At 74.4% G+C, this 13430-nt stretch carries 14 protein-coding genes; 2 read left to right on the top strand and 12 right to left on the bottom strand.

Features of this window, described 5'->3' with window-relative positions; translation table 11 throughout:
• Nucleotides 1-80: 80 nt before the first annotated feature.
• The 3 genes from Asi02nite_RS17705 to Asi02nite_RS17695 form a co-directional block, all read right to left on the bottom strand.
• Nucleotides 81-923 (bottom strand): DUF4097 family beta strand repeat-containing protein, encoded by an 843-nt coding sequence (locus Asi02nite_RS17705; protein WP_203714304.1) that lies wholly within the window; start codon nucleotides 921-923, stop codon nucleotides 81-83.
• Between the two features lie 26 nt (nucleotides 924-949).
• Nucleotides 950-1459, bottom strand: a complete 510-nt coding sequence (locus Asi02nite_RS17700) for a toxin-antitoxin system HicB family antitoxin (protein ID WP_203714296.1) — start codon at nucleotides 1457-1459, stop codon at nucleotides 950-952.
• A 66-nt stretch (nucleotides 1460-1525) separates the two neighbouring features.
• On the bottom strand, nucleotides 1526-2701 hold the full coding sequence (locus Asi02nite_RS17695; RefSeq protein ID WP_203714294.1) for an FAD-dependent monooxygenase: 1176 nt from the start codon (nucleotides 2699-2701) through the stop codon (nucleotides 1526-1528).
• 113 nt (nucleotides 2702-2814) lie between these two features.
• Between Asi02nite_RS17695 and ku the strand changes: the two genes are divergently transcribed.
• Both ku and Asi02nite_RS17685 read left to right on the top strand, forming a co-directional pair.
• Nucleotides 2815-3828, top strand: coding sequence for a non-homologous end joining protein Ku (gene ku, locus Asi02nite_RS17690; RefSeq protein WP_203714292.1), 1014 nt, complete (start codon nucleotides 2815-2817; stop codon nucleotides 3826-3828).
• On the top strand, nucleotides 3828-4454 hold the full coding sequence (locus tag Asi02nite_RS17685; protein WP_203714282.1) for a TMEM175 family protein: 627 nt from the start codon (nucleotides 3828-3830) through the stop codon (nucleotides 4452-4454). Before ku ends, Asi02nite_RS17685 begins: the two co-directional genes overlap by 1 nt.
• A 3-nt stretch (nucleotides 4455-4457) precedes the next feature.
• Here Asi02nite_RS17685 and Asi02nite_RS17680 read toward each other — a convergent pair whose 3' ends face one another.
• From Asi02nite_RS17680 to Asi02nite_RS17640, 9 genes are all read right to left on the bottom strand, one after another.
• Nucleotides 4458-4844 (bottom strand): VOC family protein, encoded by a 387-nt coding sequence (locus Asi02nite_RS17680; RefSeq protein WP_203714278.1) that lies wholly within the window; start codon nucleotides 4842-4844, stop codon nucleotides 4458-4460.
• Entirely contained in the window at nucleotides 4841-5128 is a 288-nt protein-coding gene (locus Asi02nite_RS17675) for an ArsR/SmtB family transcription factor (RefSeq protein WP_203714275.1), read from the bottom strand. The genes Asi02nite_RS17680 and Asi02nite_RS17675 overlap by 4 nt, the downstream gene beginning before the upstream one ends.
• A gap of 34 nt (nucleotides 5129-5162) precedes the next feature.
• Nucleotides 5163-6119: a Gfo/Idh/MocA family protein gene (locus tag Asi02nite_RS17670; RefSeq protein WP_203714272.1), complete on the bottom strand. Its 957-nt coding sequence runs from the start codon at nucleotides 6117-6119 to the stop codon at nucleotides 5163-5165.
• Nucleotides 6120-6174: 55 nt separating this feature from the next.
• Nucleotides 6175-6984 carry an alpha/beta fold hydrolase gene (locus Asi02nite_RS17665; RefSeq protein WP_203714269.1) on the bottom strand — a complete coding sequence of 270 codons (810 nt, stop codon included), beginning with the start codon at nucleotides 6982-6984 and terminating at the stop codon, nucleotides 6175-6177.
• A 37-nt stretch (nucleotides 6985-7021) separates the two neighbouring features.
• Nucleotides 7022-9286, bottom strand: coding sequence for an ATP-binding protein (locus Asi02nite_RS17660; protein WP_203714266.1), 2265 nt, complete (start codon nucleotides 9284-9286; stop codon nucleotides 7022-7024).
• Between the two features lie 119 nt (nucleotides 9287-9405).
• Nucleotides 9406-10059, bottom strand: coding sequence for a response regulator transcription factor (locus tag Asi02nite_RS17655; protein ID WP_203714263.1), 654 nt, complete (start codon nucleotides 10057-10059; stop codon nucleotides 9406-9408).
• Nucleotide 10060: 1 nt separating this feature from the next.
• Nucleotides 10061-11284, bottom strand: coding sequence for a sensor histidine kinase (locus Asi02nite_RS17650; protein ID WP_203714261.1), 1224 nt, complete (start codon nucleotides 11282-11284; stop codon nucleotides 10061-10063).
• Entirely contained in the window at nucleotides 11281-12591 is a 1311-nt protein-coding gene (locus Asi02nite_RS17645; RefSeq protein ID WP_203714259.1) for an FtsX-like permease family protein, read from the bottom strand. Before Asi02nite_RS17645 ends, Asi02nite_RS17650 begins: the two co-directional genes overlap by 4 nt.
• Nucleotides 12588-13325, bottom strand: a complete 738-nt coding sequence (locus tag Asi02nite_RS17640; RefSeq protein ID WP_203714257.1) for an ABC transporter ATP-binding protein — start codon at nucleotides 13323-13325, stop codon at nucleotides 12588-12590. The genes Asi02nite_RS17645 and Asi02nite_RS17640 overlap by 4 nt, the downstream gene beginning before the upstream one ends.
• Nucleotides 13326-13430: the final 105 nt, after the last annotated feature.

The raw sequence follows: 13430 nt of genomic DNA, 5'->3' as shown, positions 1-13430 counted from the left end.
TTTCGTTAATACCAGGGCAGCATGGGTAGCCATGGCAGCAGAGCTGCCGCGGCTGCGGAGGTAAGGGGGAGTGCGGGGGGTCAGGCCCGCTGGACCGTGATGTCGCCGAAGTAGGTGCGGGCGCGGATCTCGACCTTCTCGTCGGTCTCGCCCGGGCCCGACGTGCCGGAGAGGCCGTTGCGGACGGCGCCGTTGCGGACGTCGAGGTCGAGCCAGGCCGCGGTGCCGGTCGGGATGCCGACCTCGATCGAGCCGGCCGCCGTGTCGAGCGAGACCTGGCCGCGCACGGCCTCGCGGACGCGCAGGCTGCCGTTGGCGGTCTTCAGCGTCGCGCCGGCGGTGACCCGGTCGACGTCGATGCTGCCGTTGGCGCCGTTGGCCCGCACGGTGCCGACCGCCTCGCCGACCCAGGTCTCGCCGCTGGAGTTCTTGACCACGGCGGTGCCCTCGACCTTGCCGATGTGCACGCGGCCGGTGCCGGTGGTCACCTCGGCGTCGCCGGCGACCCGGTCGACGGTGACGTCGCCGGCCCCGGTGTCCAGCCGGAGCCGGCCGGTCTCGGCCAGCCGCACCGCGCCGAAGCCGGTCTTGTAGCGGGTGTCGCCGAGCGGGCCGGCCGCATGCAGATCGCCGGCGTCGGTGCTGCCCTCGAGCCGCGAGCCGGCCGGGACGGCGACCTCGACCTCGATGCGGCCGGTGTTGCCGGAGAACCAACGGGCGATGCCCTTGGGCGTACGGACGGTCAGGCGGCCGTCGGCGTACGACACCTGGGTCTCCTCGGCCATCCTGGTCGACTTGGCGTGGGAGTTGGCGGCGCGGACCTCGACCTCGGTGGTGTCGCGGTCGCCGGCGGTGATCCGGACGTGGCCGGCGACGATGCCGATCTCGACGTCGATGGGCGTAGGGGTGGCGAACGTAGGCATGGTGGTCCCCTCGTGTGTGGTGATCGTCAACGGACCCAGCCGGTGAAGCGCTGGCCGTCGCCGCTCGGGTCGCTGGTGGCGCGCGGGGTGCTGTCGGCGTCGAGCGCGCTCGCGGCGGCGCGGACGAGCCAGGTGTTGACCGAGACGTGCGCCCGGCCGGCAGCCGCCTCGACGCGGGCCTTGAGCTCGTCCGGGAGCCGCAGGTTGATCCGGGCCGAGGCCGCGCCCGCGGTGAGCGCGTCGTCCGGCACGGCAGCGGTCGGCGCCGGCGCTGGTGCCGGCGTGGTGCCACCTGGCACCACGTTGACCACGAACTGCGGGTCGCGTCCGCGCAGCCGCAGGTCGACCGAGCCGGGAGCGAGGTCACGGGTGATCTCGTCGGCGGCGGCCGACAGCGCCTCGAGGAACGCCAGCCGGACGGCCGAGTCCAGGGGAGCGGTCAGCCGCTCGGCGAGCGCGCGGGCCTCCTCGCCACCGGCTTCGGCGGCGACGGCCAGTTCCTCGCGGAGCTTGTCGACGTAGGGCGTCAGGTCCATGGCAGTACTATGACACCACGATGGCACCACGCGCAAGTGCGTGGTGCCATCGTGGTGTCAGGAGCGTCAGAGGGTGATGGCGGTGGCCGCGCGGTGGATGGGCTCGACGACCTTCGCGAGCAGGCGCTCCTTGCCCGGCAGCCGGTTGAGCACCCCGAGCATGCGCATCGACATGCGGACCTGGCCGCGGCTGCGCAGCACCATCCGCTTGATGTTGGCCGGGCCCAGCTTCTGGTTGGCCGCGACGAACGGGCGCATCCGCTCCTCGTAGCGGGCCGGGCCGGCGTCGAGGCCCGCGGTGGCCAACTCGCCGGCCAGCACGTAGGCGCCGACCAGCGCGAGGCTCGTGCCCTGGCCCGAGGCGGGGGAGGCGCAGTAGGCCGCGTCGCCGACCAGCACCACCCGCCCGCGCGACCAGGCGTCGAGGCGGACCTGGCTGATCGTGTCGAAGTAGAGGTCGTCGGCCTCGCCCATCGCGGCGAGCAGCTTCGGGACCTCCCAACCCTCACCGGCGTACGCGTCGGTCAGGAACCGCTCCTGCGCCTCCCGCCCGCGCGGCCGCGCCGCGGTGTCGCCCGCGAACAGGAACATCGCCTTGGCGTCGTGCTGGCCGGCGGTGCTGTAGACCAGCGCGGTGCGCCCCGGCCCGACGTAGGTCAGCTCCTCGCGGTCGAGCCCGAGGTGGTTGGGCACCGACCAGATCGCGACGTAGTGGCCGAGGTCGTGCACCCCGCCGGCGCCGAACGCCAGGGTGCGGGTCGCGGAACGCAGCCCGTCGGCGCCGACCACCAGGTCGTAGCGCTCGCGCGCGCCGCCCGCGAACGTCGCGGTGCCGTCGGGGTCGAGCGCGGCCACCTCGGTGCCGAACCGGAAACCGGCCCGGTCGGCTGTGGCCTCGCGCAGGATCCGGGACAGGTCGCCGCGAAGCAGCTCGGCGTCGTCGTGCACCCGGCCGCCGAACGTGTCGGCGTCCATGCTGGCCACCCGCCGCCCGGTCGCGTCGACCACCGAGCCCGTGCGCACGCCGGTGCGCAGCGCCCGGGCCTGGTCGAGCAGCCCCATCCGCTCGACCACCGTCAGCGCCGCGCCCCGGATGTCCACCTTGTAGCCGCCGTCGCGCGGTGCGTCGGCGCGCTCGGCGACCGTGACCTCGGCGCCGTGCTCGGCCAGCCACCACGCCAGCGCCGTGCCGGCGATTCCGGCGCCCGAGACGAGGACCTTCGCGTTGCCGATGCGTGTCATGCTCATGATGGTACGCACGTCTTAGACAACTGTGCAAGACGCATGTTTGTCAGCGGCTGACCGGTTCGCGTGCGAGGCTCGCGGGTAGTAGGTCTCCTGCGGAGGTGGTGGTGATGGCGCGTCCGATCTGGACGGGAGTGATCAGCTTCGGCCTGGTGGCGGTGCCGGTGCGGATGTACTCGGCGACCCGCGAGCACGAGGTCTCGTTCCACCAGTTCGAGAAGGGGACCAGCGACCGGATCCGCTACCAGCGGGTCAACGAGCGGACGGGCAAGGAGGTCGAGTACGCGGACATCGTGCGCGGCGCCGACGTCGGTGGCGGCCAGCACGTGATCCTCGACCCCGACGAGCTCGACTCGATCGCGCCCGGCCGGTCCCGCAGCCTGGAGATTCACGCGTTCGTCGACCTCGAGGAGATCGACCCGATCTTCTACCAGAAGGCCTACTACCTCGGCCCGGGCGGCGAGGAGACCAACCGCACGTACGCCCTGCTCCGCGACGCGATGACCGACGCCAACCGGGCGGCGATCGGCACGCTGGTCATGCGTAACAAGGAGTACCTGACCGCCATCCGCGCCGACGGCGACGTGCTCGTCCTGCAGACGATGTTCTTCTCGGACGAGGTGCGGCACGCCGACGACCTGGCCGACATGCCGGGCAAGGTCAAGCTCAAGCCGACGGAGCTGAGCATGGCGGCGCAGCTCATCGACTCGATGACCAGCGGGTGGAAGCCCGAGGAATACCGGGACACCTACACGGACCGGGTCAACGAGCTGATCGAGGCGAAGAAGGCCGGTGAGGAGATCACCGAGACCGAGGCGGCGCCGGAGGCGACCAACGTCACCGACCTGATGGAGGTGCTGCGGCGCAGCGTCGAGGACGCGAAGGCGCGGCGGGGTGGCGGTGCGAAGAAGACCGGTGCCGCGAAGAAGGCGTCGGCTGCGAAGAAGACGTCCACCAGCGCGAAGAAGGCGCCGGCGAAGAAGACGGCGGCCAAGGGCACGGCGGCGAAGAAGTCCACCGCCAAGACCTCCACGGCGAAGAAGACGACCGCGAAGAAGAGCACGGCGAAGAAGAGCACCGCGAAGAAGACGACCGCGAAGAAGACCGGCCGCAAGGCCGCCTGATGGCCGACGGGCGGCCGGCGGCCGGGTCGACCCGCGAGCCGCGCCTCCTGCGGAGCCCCGGCCGGCTCGTCGCCTTCAGCGACGGCGTCTTCGCCATCGCGGTGACGCTGCTCGTGCTCGAGATCGTGCCGCCCGACGACTTCGGCGACCTGACCCACGGCCTGGGCCGGCTCTGGCCGTCCTATCTGGCCTACGTCGTCAGCTTCCTCAACATCGGCCAGGTGTGGATCAACCACCACGTGATGTTCGACCGGGTCCGCCACGTCGACCGCGGCGTCCTGTTCCTCAACACCCTGCTGCTGATGGTGATCGGCTTCCTGCCGTTCTCGACGTCGCTGCTCGCGGGCGCCCTCCGGGCGGAGGAGGGCATCGGCACCGCGATCGTCTTCTACGGCACGACCCTGTGGTCGGCCGCCGCCCTCTTCAACCTCATCTGGACCCACCTGCGCCGCGCCGACCTGCTGGACACGACGCCGGCCGCCGCCCGCGCGATCACCCGCCGCTTCGCGCTGGCCCTGGCCTGGATCGGCGCCGGCATCATCGTCGGCTTCTTCGTACCCCTGGCGGGTGTGGCGGTCATCGCCTGCTTCTCCGCGGCCTACTACCTGCCCATCCGCGGCGAGTAGGGCCTAGTGGAACTGGGCGATCTGGATCAGGTTGCCGCAGGTGTCGTCGAGGGTCGCCGTGGTCACCGGGCCCATCTCCGTCGGCGGCTGGGTGAACTGGACGCCGCGGGCGCGCAGGCGCTCGTACTCGGCCCGGACGTCGTCGACCGCGAACGACGTCACCGGGATGCCGTCCTCGGCCAGCGCCGTCTTGAAGGGCTTAGCCGCCGGGTGCTCGTCGGGCTCCAGGACCAGTTCGGTGCCGTCCGGGTCCTCCGGCGAGACCACGGTGACCCACCTGTGCTCGCCCAGCGGCACGTTGACCTTCTCCTTGAACCCGAGCACGTCGGTGTAGAACCGCAACGCCTTCTCCTGGTCGTCGACGAAGACGCTGGCCAGGTGAATCTTCATGGGGTGCCCTCCCGCTCGAGCCACCGCGTGACGATCGTCCGCAGCGGCGTGGTGTTGAGATGGTGGTACTTGTAGCGGCCCGCGCGGCGCGTCTCGACCAGGCCCGCGGCCGCCAGGACCTCGAGGTGCTGCGAGATCGCCTGGCGCGAGGAGCCCAGCCCGTGCCGGGTCGCCAGCCGCGCGCAGATCTCGAAGAGCGTCTGCCCGTCGCGCTCGGTCAACTCGTCGAGGATCGTGCGGCGCGTGGGATCGGCCAGTGCCTTGAACACGTCGTCGCCCGCCACGCCACGGAACGTTATGCAAGCAGCGGCTTGCCTGTCAAGCGGCCGCCTGGAGCAGGTCGCGCACCCCGAGCAGGCCGGCGGCGCCGTCCGCGGCCGGTTCGGCCTGGCCGGCGATGGTCTGGACCAGGCGGGAGAGCTGGACGACGAACGGGTTGACGGGGGTGTAGTCGAGCGGCCGCCCGTTGAGGACGATCTCGCCGCCGCCGTCGGGGCCGAACGTACCGGCGCAGATCGACGACCCGTGGTCGCCGAAGATCTCGACCCGCGTGTACTCCGGGAACTGCACGGAGCTCAGCACCTCGACCGTGGGCCCGGACGCGAGCTCGGCGGCGATGACCGCCGTCTCGTCCCGCGGCGCCCGCCACCGGCTGTTGCCGATCAGGGCCGAGAACCGCGCCCAGTCGTCGGCGTCGTCCGCGAGCCAGCGGGCGAGGTCGAGGCAGTGGGTCCCGGTCGCCGACAGCGCCCACCAGGTGGCCAGGTCGCTGCGGGCCCGCCAGTTGGTGTCCTCGAAGGGATAGGACCAGGCCAGCCGCAGGTGCCGGACCGTGCCGATCTCGCCGCCCAGCACGCGTTCGCGCAGCGCCTCGTGGCCGGCGTGACAGCGCAGGTGGTAGCCGACCGCGAGCACCAGCTTCCCGTGCGCGGCCAGGTCGACGAGCGTGCGCGCCTCGCCGAGCCCGAGCGCCATCGGCTTCTCGACGAGCACGTGCTTGCCGGCCCGCAGACACGCCTCGGCCTGCGGGGCGTGCAGCGCGTCGGGCGAGGTGACGATCACCAGATCAAGGTCAGGATCGGTCAGAAAGGCGGAGAGATCGTCGTACGCCCGCGCGCCGGAGGCGTCGAACGTTCCGAGGAACTCCCGCGCCGTGGACTCGGTCCGCGACAGGGCGGCGACCAGCCGCGCCCCCGGCACCGCGGTGATCGCCGGCGCGTGTGCCCCGGTCGCGATGTAGCCGGTCCCGATGACACCGACGCCGACCTGCTCCACGCGCTCACGCTACGTGCCCGATAGACCCGCGGGGGCGCGATCGCCCAGAACGTAGCTAGTGGTCACCGAGCCAGGAGACGATCCGCGGGATCAGCCACGCGGCGTGTGACACGTGCACCGGGTGTCCGGCGTCCGGCGCCTCGAGGAAGCGGCCGCGTGGGATCGCGGCGGCCATCTCGCGGACGAGGTCCGGTGGGCAGACCGGGTCGTGCGTACCCGTGATCAGCAGGGCCGGGCACGTGATGTCCGCGGCGCCCGAGCGGCTGATGTCGCCGCCCGCCTCGACGATCGCGGCCATCGCCGCCGACCAGGTGCGGGCCATGGTCCGGGCGCCGTCGGCGCCGTACTTCTCGGCCAGGTAGGCGGCCAGCGGCAGCAACTCGGGGACCGGCTCGTCGATCAACACGCGCAGCGCCCGCAGCATCTCTGGCGTCGCGACGATGCTGCCCGCCGCGCCCCAGGTCAACACGGACAGGGCCCGGGCCGGTCGGAGCCGCGCCATGAGCAGGGCCTCCTCGCCGCCGTCGCTGAACCCGACCAGGTGGGCGGCGCCGACGCCGAGGTCGTCGAGCAGGGCGAGCAGCAGGTGCGCGTCGTCAACGTAGTAGGTCGGCGGGTACGCGCGCGGCTGCGGCTGCGACCGCCCCGAGCCCGGCAGGTCCACGGCGATGACCCGGAAGCCGCCGCGCAGCGCCCGGCGCACGCCGTCGAGGTCGACGATGCTCCCGCCCCAGCCCGGCATCAGGACGACGGCGTCACCCTGGCCCTCGTCCTCGAACCAGAGGCCCGGCCCGTACCAACCCATCACGACACTGCCGACGGTCGGGTGTTCGAGTTCGTTCGAGATCGTTCGAGATCCTTCCACCGGCGGCGTCCGGCCGGCCAGGATAGGAAGCCCCCGGTCACCGGCGGGCCGGGCGGATGACTGATTCGGGGGCCGTCCGGGCCGCCGGCTGGAGCAGCAGCTCCGCGGCCTCGTCGTGGCAGGCGCGGGCGCGCGCGGTCTGGCCGAGGCTCGCGTAGACGTCGCCCATCAGCCGCAGGGCGAGGCCGCTGCCGCGGTCGTGCCGCAGGTCCCGGCTCAGCGCCAGGGCCCGTTCGGCGTGGCCGAGGGCGTCGTGCGGCTGGCCGGCCACGTGCTCGGTCTCGGCCAGGTTGGTCAGCACGAGCGCCTCGCGGATCCGGTCGTCGAGCTCGCGGGTGATCGCGAGGCCGGCGTGATGGTGGTCGAGGGCCTCCGCGAACCGGCCCATCAGGCGCAGCACGATGCCGATGTTGTCGAGGGCCGACCCGGTCTTGTAGCGGTCGCTCAGCTCCCGGCGCAGCGCCAGGCTCTCCTGCAGGCAGCGCAGCGCCGTGTCCAGGTCGCCCTCGTCGCGGTGCGCGTTGCCGAGGTTGTTGAGGCTGGCGGCCTCGCCGGCGCGGTCGCCCAGCTCGCGGCGGACCGCCAGCGCCTGCTCGAGCATCGCGATGCCCTCGCGCCGCCGCTCGTGCCGCAGCATCCCGATCGCCAGCGTGTTGAGCGCCTGCGCCACCGCGAGCCGGTCACCGAGCGCCTCGGCGGCCGCGATCGCGAGCTGGCCGAACCGGGCCTGATCCACGAAGTGGCCCGCGTAGTCGAGGTACTTGGCGATCGCGACGCCCAGGTCGCGGATCGCCGGCAGCGAGCGCCCGGCGGCGAGCTCCTGACCGGCGAGCAGCCGCAGGTTGACCCGTTCCCGCTCCAGCCATTGCCAGGCCTGCGCCGTGGTCGCGTCGGGCGGGATCAGGGACTGGGCGGTGGCGCCGAGCGTGCCGTACGGCAGCGGGTCGTGCGGGAACAGCGACCGCGTTGCGCTCGCCGCGGCGCTGAACATCACGGCGACGAGCCGTTCCGACGCCGCGGCCAGCGTCTCGGCCGGGTCGACCGCCTCGGCCTGCTCGCGGGCGAAGATCCGTACGCTGTCGTGGTAGCGGAACCGGCCCGCGGTCGTGCTCTCCACGAGGTGGGCGTCGAGGAGCAGCTCCAGGGCCCGGTCGACGGTCACGACGGGCGTGTCGAGCATCGCGGCGCAGGCGGCCGCGCTCAGGTCGATCCAGTCGGGGACGGCGGCGACGCGGAACACGGTCGCGGCCAGGCCGTCGGCGCTCTCGACCAGGCTGCGGTAGCCCACCCGCAGCCCGGCCCGCACCGACAGGTCACCGACCTCGAGCTCGTCGAGGTGGCGGGCGTGGTCACCGAGGTGGCCGGCGACGGCGCCCAGCGTCCCCGGCACCATCCGGGCGGCGGCCCGGGACCCGACGATCCGCAGGGCCAGCGGGGACCCGCCGCACAGCCGGACGATGTCGCCGGCCGCGCCGGCCTCCGCGGCCACCCGGTCGGCGCCGCACAGGTGGGCGAGCAGGTCGCTCCCGGCGGTCGTGGACAGCGGCTCCACCGGCAGGCGGCCGGTGACGTCGAGGTCGGGCAGCCGCCACCGGCTGGTGATCAGCGTGCCCGTCCGCGGGCCGCTCGGCAGCAGCGGCCGCACCTGCGCCGCCGACCCGGCGTTGTCGAGGACGACCAGCATGGCCCGGTCGGCGGTCACACTGCGGAACACGGCGCTGGCCTCCTCGACCGTGTGCGGCGCGGTCCGCACGCCGAGGGCCCGCAGGAAACCGAGGAGCACGTCGTGCGGTTCGCTCGGCGCCCAGTCGGCGCTCGCCCCGCGCAGGTCGACGTAGAGGCAGCCACCCGGATAGCGGGCGGCGGCCCGGTGGCCGGCCAGCAGCGCGAGCGTGGACTTGCCGACGCCGCCGGCTCCGGTCAGCAGCCAGACGCCCTGCGGCTCCGCCAGCCCGGCGGCGAGGCGGTCCAACTCGTCGGCCCGGCCGACCACGACGGGCGGCGGCGGTGGGAGCTGGAACGGCACGGTCTCGGGCGGCGGCTCCTCCTCGGCGTCGCCGGCCCGCTCGGCCAGCCGCTCCCAGACCTCCAGCCAGACCGCGACCGCCGCCGGTCGCACGTCGCACGCGGCCAGCACGGCGGACACGAGCTCGCGGCGGGGGAGGGTGCGCCGCGCGAGCATCGTCGCCAGCGTGCTGGCGGGCAGGACGGCGCCGGCACGCTTGGCGATCGTCCGGTAGGACAGGCCCGAACGGTCCCGTACGCGCCGCAGCAGGACGACATATTCCTCCGCCGAGGTCACTCCCCGTGGATCGAGACCCTGCATGACCCCCCGGTCCGGTGAGCGATCCATAACCTGCCGTCGATGATCGCGCGACCGGTGTGCGGAGGGCAACGTACCGTCCTAGCCCGTGGACAGCGTTAGCGGGGTTGGGCCTCCAGATAGCGCAGGACCGCGCGGACGCGGCGGTGGTCGGTGGCGGCGGGCGGCAGGTCCAGCTTGGTGAAGATGGCGGTGACGTGCTTCTCGACACTGCGTCCCGCGAGCCGGAGGTCCGCCGCGATCGCCACGTTGGAGCGGCCCTCCGCCAGCAGCGCCAGGATCTCCCGTTCGCGCGGTGTGAGCCGGGCGAGGCCGGCGTCCACTGTGGGCGCCGACAGGAGCTGGCGGATCACCTCCGGATCCAGGGCCACGCCACCCTCGGCGACGCGGCGCAGGGCGTCCAGAAAGGACGCCGTGCTGACGATGCGGTCCTTGAGCAGGTAGCCGACGCGTTCCGGGTGCTCGCGCAGGAGCTGGTGCGCGTACACCGTCTCGACCCACTGCGAGAACACCAGCACACCGGTGCCGGGGTACGCCGCCCGGATCGCGATGGCCGCCCGCACCCCCTCGTCGGTGAAGCTCGGCGGCATCCGGACGTCGACGATCGCCACGTCGGGCCGGTGCTCCTCGACCGCGGCCAGCAGCGCCGTCGCGTCGGACACGGCGGCCAGCACGGTCACGTCGTGGTCGGCCAGCAGCGCGGCCATGCCGTCGCGCATCAGCGCGTTGTCCTCGGCGATGACGGTGCGCATCTCAGGCCGCCGGCAGCCGCACGGTGACGACGGTCGGCCCGCCGTCGGGGCTGTCGACCTCGAACCGCCCGTCGAGGGCCCGGGCCCGTTCGGCGAGGCCGCGCAGGCCCGTACCGGTGCTGGAAGGTGCCGCGCCACCGCGGCCGTCGTCGGTCACGACCAACCGTAACCAACCGTCCGCGCGGGTGAGGGACAGCGTCGCCGCCCGCGCCCGACCGTGGCGGGCGGCGTTGCTGAGCAGCTCGGCCGCCGTGAAGTAGAGCGTCGTGGCGGCCTCCGGCGGCACCGGCCGGTCCAGCTCGACCGAGACCGCGACCGGCAGCCCGCTGCGCGCGGCCAGTGTGCTCAGCGCGGTGGGCAGCCCGGCGTCCAGGGCGGGCGGGTGGATGCCGCGCACGATGTCCCGCAGCTCGTCGAGCGCCTCGGTGACGGCCGTCCGCGCGCCGCCGACCAGCGCGGCCACCTCGTCGTCGGCGGGCTCGAGCCGCTTCTCGACCCGGGCCAGCGTCATCCCCAGCGCCACCAGCCGGGCCTGCGTGCCGTCGTGCAGGTCGCGCTCCAGCCGGCGCAGCGTGCCCGCGGCGCCGGCGGTGAGCGCGGCCCGGCCGGCCACCAGCTCGTCGATCCGCTCCGCGGCCGGCCCGGGCCCGAGCAGCAGTGAGGCGAGGACGCCGTCGACGGCCACCAGCCCGCGCAGGACCCACGGGAACAGCAGCAGCGCGCCGGCGCCGGCCAGGGTCAGGTAGGTCGCGTCGAGCCCGCTGTCGACGCCGAGCGGTGCCAGGTCGTCGACCCCCGTGGCCCACCACACCGGCGAGGTGAGCAGCAGCGCGCCGAACAGCGCGCCGAGCAGGGTCAGGTACGCGGTGACGCCCGCCAGGGGCACCTTGACGAACGCGTAGACGGCGGCGCGCCAGGCCCGCCCGTCGACCAGCACCTCGCGGACCCGGGCGAGCACCGTGCGGCCGGCCAGCGGCGGTGCCGGGCGCAGGTCCCAGCCCAGCAGCGGCCGGGCCGCCGACCCGAACCAGCCCGGCAGGTGCCGGGCCAGCAGCAGCACCCCGACCAGCAGCGGCAGCCCGACGCCGAGTAACGCCAGCGGCGCCGCGACGACCAGCGCGACCGGCACCAGGAAGGCCGGCACCGCGAGCAGCAGGCTGGTGAGCGCGTAGCCCACCATCCGCCAGGTCCGCGGCGTGAACGGGGCGAGCAGGACGGCGGTCAAGCGAGCGCCTCGACCGGCCGGCCGCGGGTCGACAACGCGGCCGGCAGGACCGTGCCGGCCGCCACGACCGCGGCGGCCGCGAGGATGCCGGTCACCCAGGCGGCGGGCGGAAGGTAGGGCACCCAGGTGCCGAGTCCGGAGTGGACGATCGGCACCAGCGTCACGCCCGCCACGGCGGTGGCGAGGGCGAGCGCGGTGCCGGTCACGATGCCAGCTTCGCAGATCACGACGGCCAGCACCCGCCCGCGCGTGGCGCCGGCCAGGCGCAGCGTCGCCAGGTCGCGCCGGCGCCCGACCACGACGGTGGCCAGCGTGTTGACCGCCGCGACGGCGGCGAACAGGCAGTAGACGCCGGTGCCGGCAGCGTCCAGCCAGACCTCGGCCGCCGGCCCGGCGCGGCCCGTGACGTGCGTGGCCGTCGTGTGCGCCGCGACCTTGACCGCGGCGAACGCGACCGCCAGCACCAGCGGCACCAGGGCACCCGACAGCGCCCGGGACAGCACCGCCACGTTGTCGGCGGCGAGCCGCCCGGTGCCGGCGAGACCGGTCAGGGGGCGGGTCACGGCGATGGCCGCCCGCAGCACGACCGGGCCGAGCAGGCCGACGCCCACACAGAGCGAGAGCATGACGAAGAACGCGGCGTCGTCGGCGGCCTCCGCCGCACGGTCCGCGATCAAGACCGACAGCGTCACGCCGGCGGCCACCAGCGCCAGTCCCAGGCCGACCCGGACCGCGGTGAACCGGGGCCGGCGGGTCGCCACGTCGGCGAGCGCGACGGCGGGCCGGGCCCGCGCGGGCCGGATCGCCGCGACCAGCGCGCCGAGCACCGAGGTGACGACGAGCACGCCGAGCACCGGCGCGAGCAGCCACGGCACAACCGCGAACCGGACGTCCGCGGGGGCCAGCCCGTGCGCGGCCAGGGCGCCCAGCCATTCCCGGCCCGCGGCCAGGCCGAGCAGGTGGCCGACGACCCCGGCGGGCAGCGCGATCGCGGCCGCCTCCACGGCGACAGCGCGGCGGATCCGGCCCGGGGTCGCGCCGACCGCGCGGAGCAGCGCGATGTCGCCGGACTGCTGGGCGATCGCGGCGTTCATGGTGATGCCGACCAGCAGCACCGTGAGGTAGCCGGCGATCGCGGCGAAGGCGACCATCGCCTCCGAGATCTCGGCCGCGGGGTGGTCCCGCAGCGCCAGCGCCGTGGTCAGGGTCGCGGTCAGCACGGTGGCGGCGACCGTTTGCGTGCTCGCCGGCCCGACGAAGGCCCAGCGGTGCGCGCGCAGCGCCTGGGCCGCGATCCCGGCCCTCACGCGGGCACCGGTGCCTGGTCGGTCACGCCGCGCAGCAGGTCCGCGATGGCGGGCGCGTCCGGCGTGGGGGTGTCGGCGACCAGCCGGCCGGCGCGCAGCAGCAGCAACCGGTCGCTGTGCGCCGCCGCGACAGGATCGTGGCTGACCATCACCACGGTCACGCCGTCGCGGACGGCCGCGGCCCGCAGCAGCCGGAGCACCTGGCCGCCGGTGGTCGGGTCGAGCGCGCCCGTCGGCTCGTCGGCGAACACGACCGCGGGCCGGGTGACCAGGGCCCGGGCCACCGCGACCCGCTGGCGCTGGCCGCCGGACAGGTCACCGACCGGCCGGTCGCCCATCCCGCCCAGGCCCACGGCGTCGAGCATCGCCGCGAGGTCGCCGGCGCTGATCCGCGGGCCGCCCAGCCGCGCGGGCAGCAGCACGTTGCGGGCGACGGTCAGCGCCGACAGCAGGTTGTAGGACTGGAACACGAAGCCCACCCGGTCGCGGCGCCACCGGGTCAGCGCCGCCTCCCGCAGCCGGGCGATGTCGCGGCCGGCCAGCCGCACCCGCCCGGCGGTGGGCCGGTCCAGGCCGGCCAGGCAGTGCAGCAGCGTGCTCTTGCCGGAGCCGGTCGCGCCCATCACCGCCACGAACCGCCCCGCCGGTACGGCCAGCGAGACGTCCCGCAACGCCCACAGCCGCCCGCCGTACCGCCGGCCCAACCCCTCCGCCATCACCGGTGTGTCGTCCATGTGACCAGCCTTCCGGCGTGCGGCGGGCCGGACGACCGGGCGGCCCACCCGGTCCCGGTGCGGTCAACCGCATCATGGGGTTTCCCGAGCGTCCGCGCGGGGCAA

The sequence above is a fragment of the Asanoa siamensis genome, from assembly GCF_016862555.1.
Classification (GTDB): Bacteria; Actinomycetota; Actinomycetes; order Mycobacteriales; family Micromonosporaceae; genus Asanoa; species Asanoa siamensis.
The sequence above is the reverse complement of the archived record's forward strand: the minus strand, read 5'-3'. Positions and strand labels throughout refer to the sequence as shown.

Coding starts and splice junctions, on each gene's coding strand:
- ku (WP_203714292.1), top strand. CDS start 2,815: ATGGCGCGTCCGATCTGGACGGGAGTGATCAGCTTCGGCCTGGTGGCG.
- Asi02nite_RS17705 (WP_203714304.1), bottom strand. CDS start 923: ATGCCTACGTTCGCCACCCCTACGCCCATCGACGTCGAGATCGGCATC.
- Asi02nite_RS17680 (WP_203714278.1), bottom strand. CDS start 4,844: ATGAAGATTCACCTGGCCAGCGTCTTCGTCGACGACCAGGAGAAGGCG.
- Asi02nite_RS17640 (WP_203714257.1), bottom strand. CDS start 13,325: ATGGACGACACACCGGTGATGGCGGAGGGGTTGGGCCGGCGGTACGGC.
- Asi02nite_RS17655 (WP_203714263.1), bottom strand. CDS start 10,059: ATGCGCACCGTCATCGCCGAGGACAACGCGCTGATGCGCGACGGCATG.
- Asi02nite_RS17695 (WP_203714294.1), bottom strand. CDS start 2,701: ATGACACGCATCGGCAACGCGAAGGTCCTCGTCTCGGGCGCCGGAATC.
- Asi02nite_RS17685 (WP_203714282.1), top strand. CDS start 3,828: ATGGCCGACGGGCGGCCGGCGGCCGGGTCGACCCGCGAGCCGCGCCTC.
- Asi02nite_RS17700 (WP_203714296.1), bottom strand. CDS start 1,459: ATGGACCTGACGCCCTACGTCGACAAGCTCCGCGAGGAACTGGCCGTC.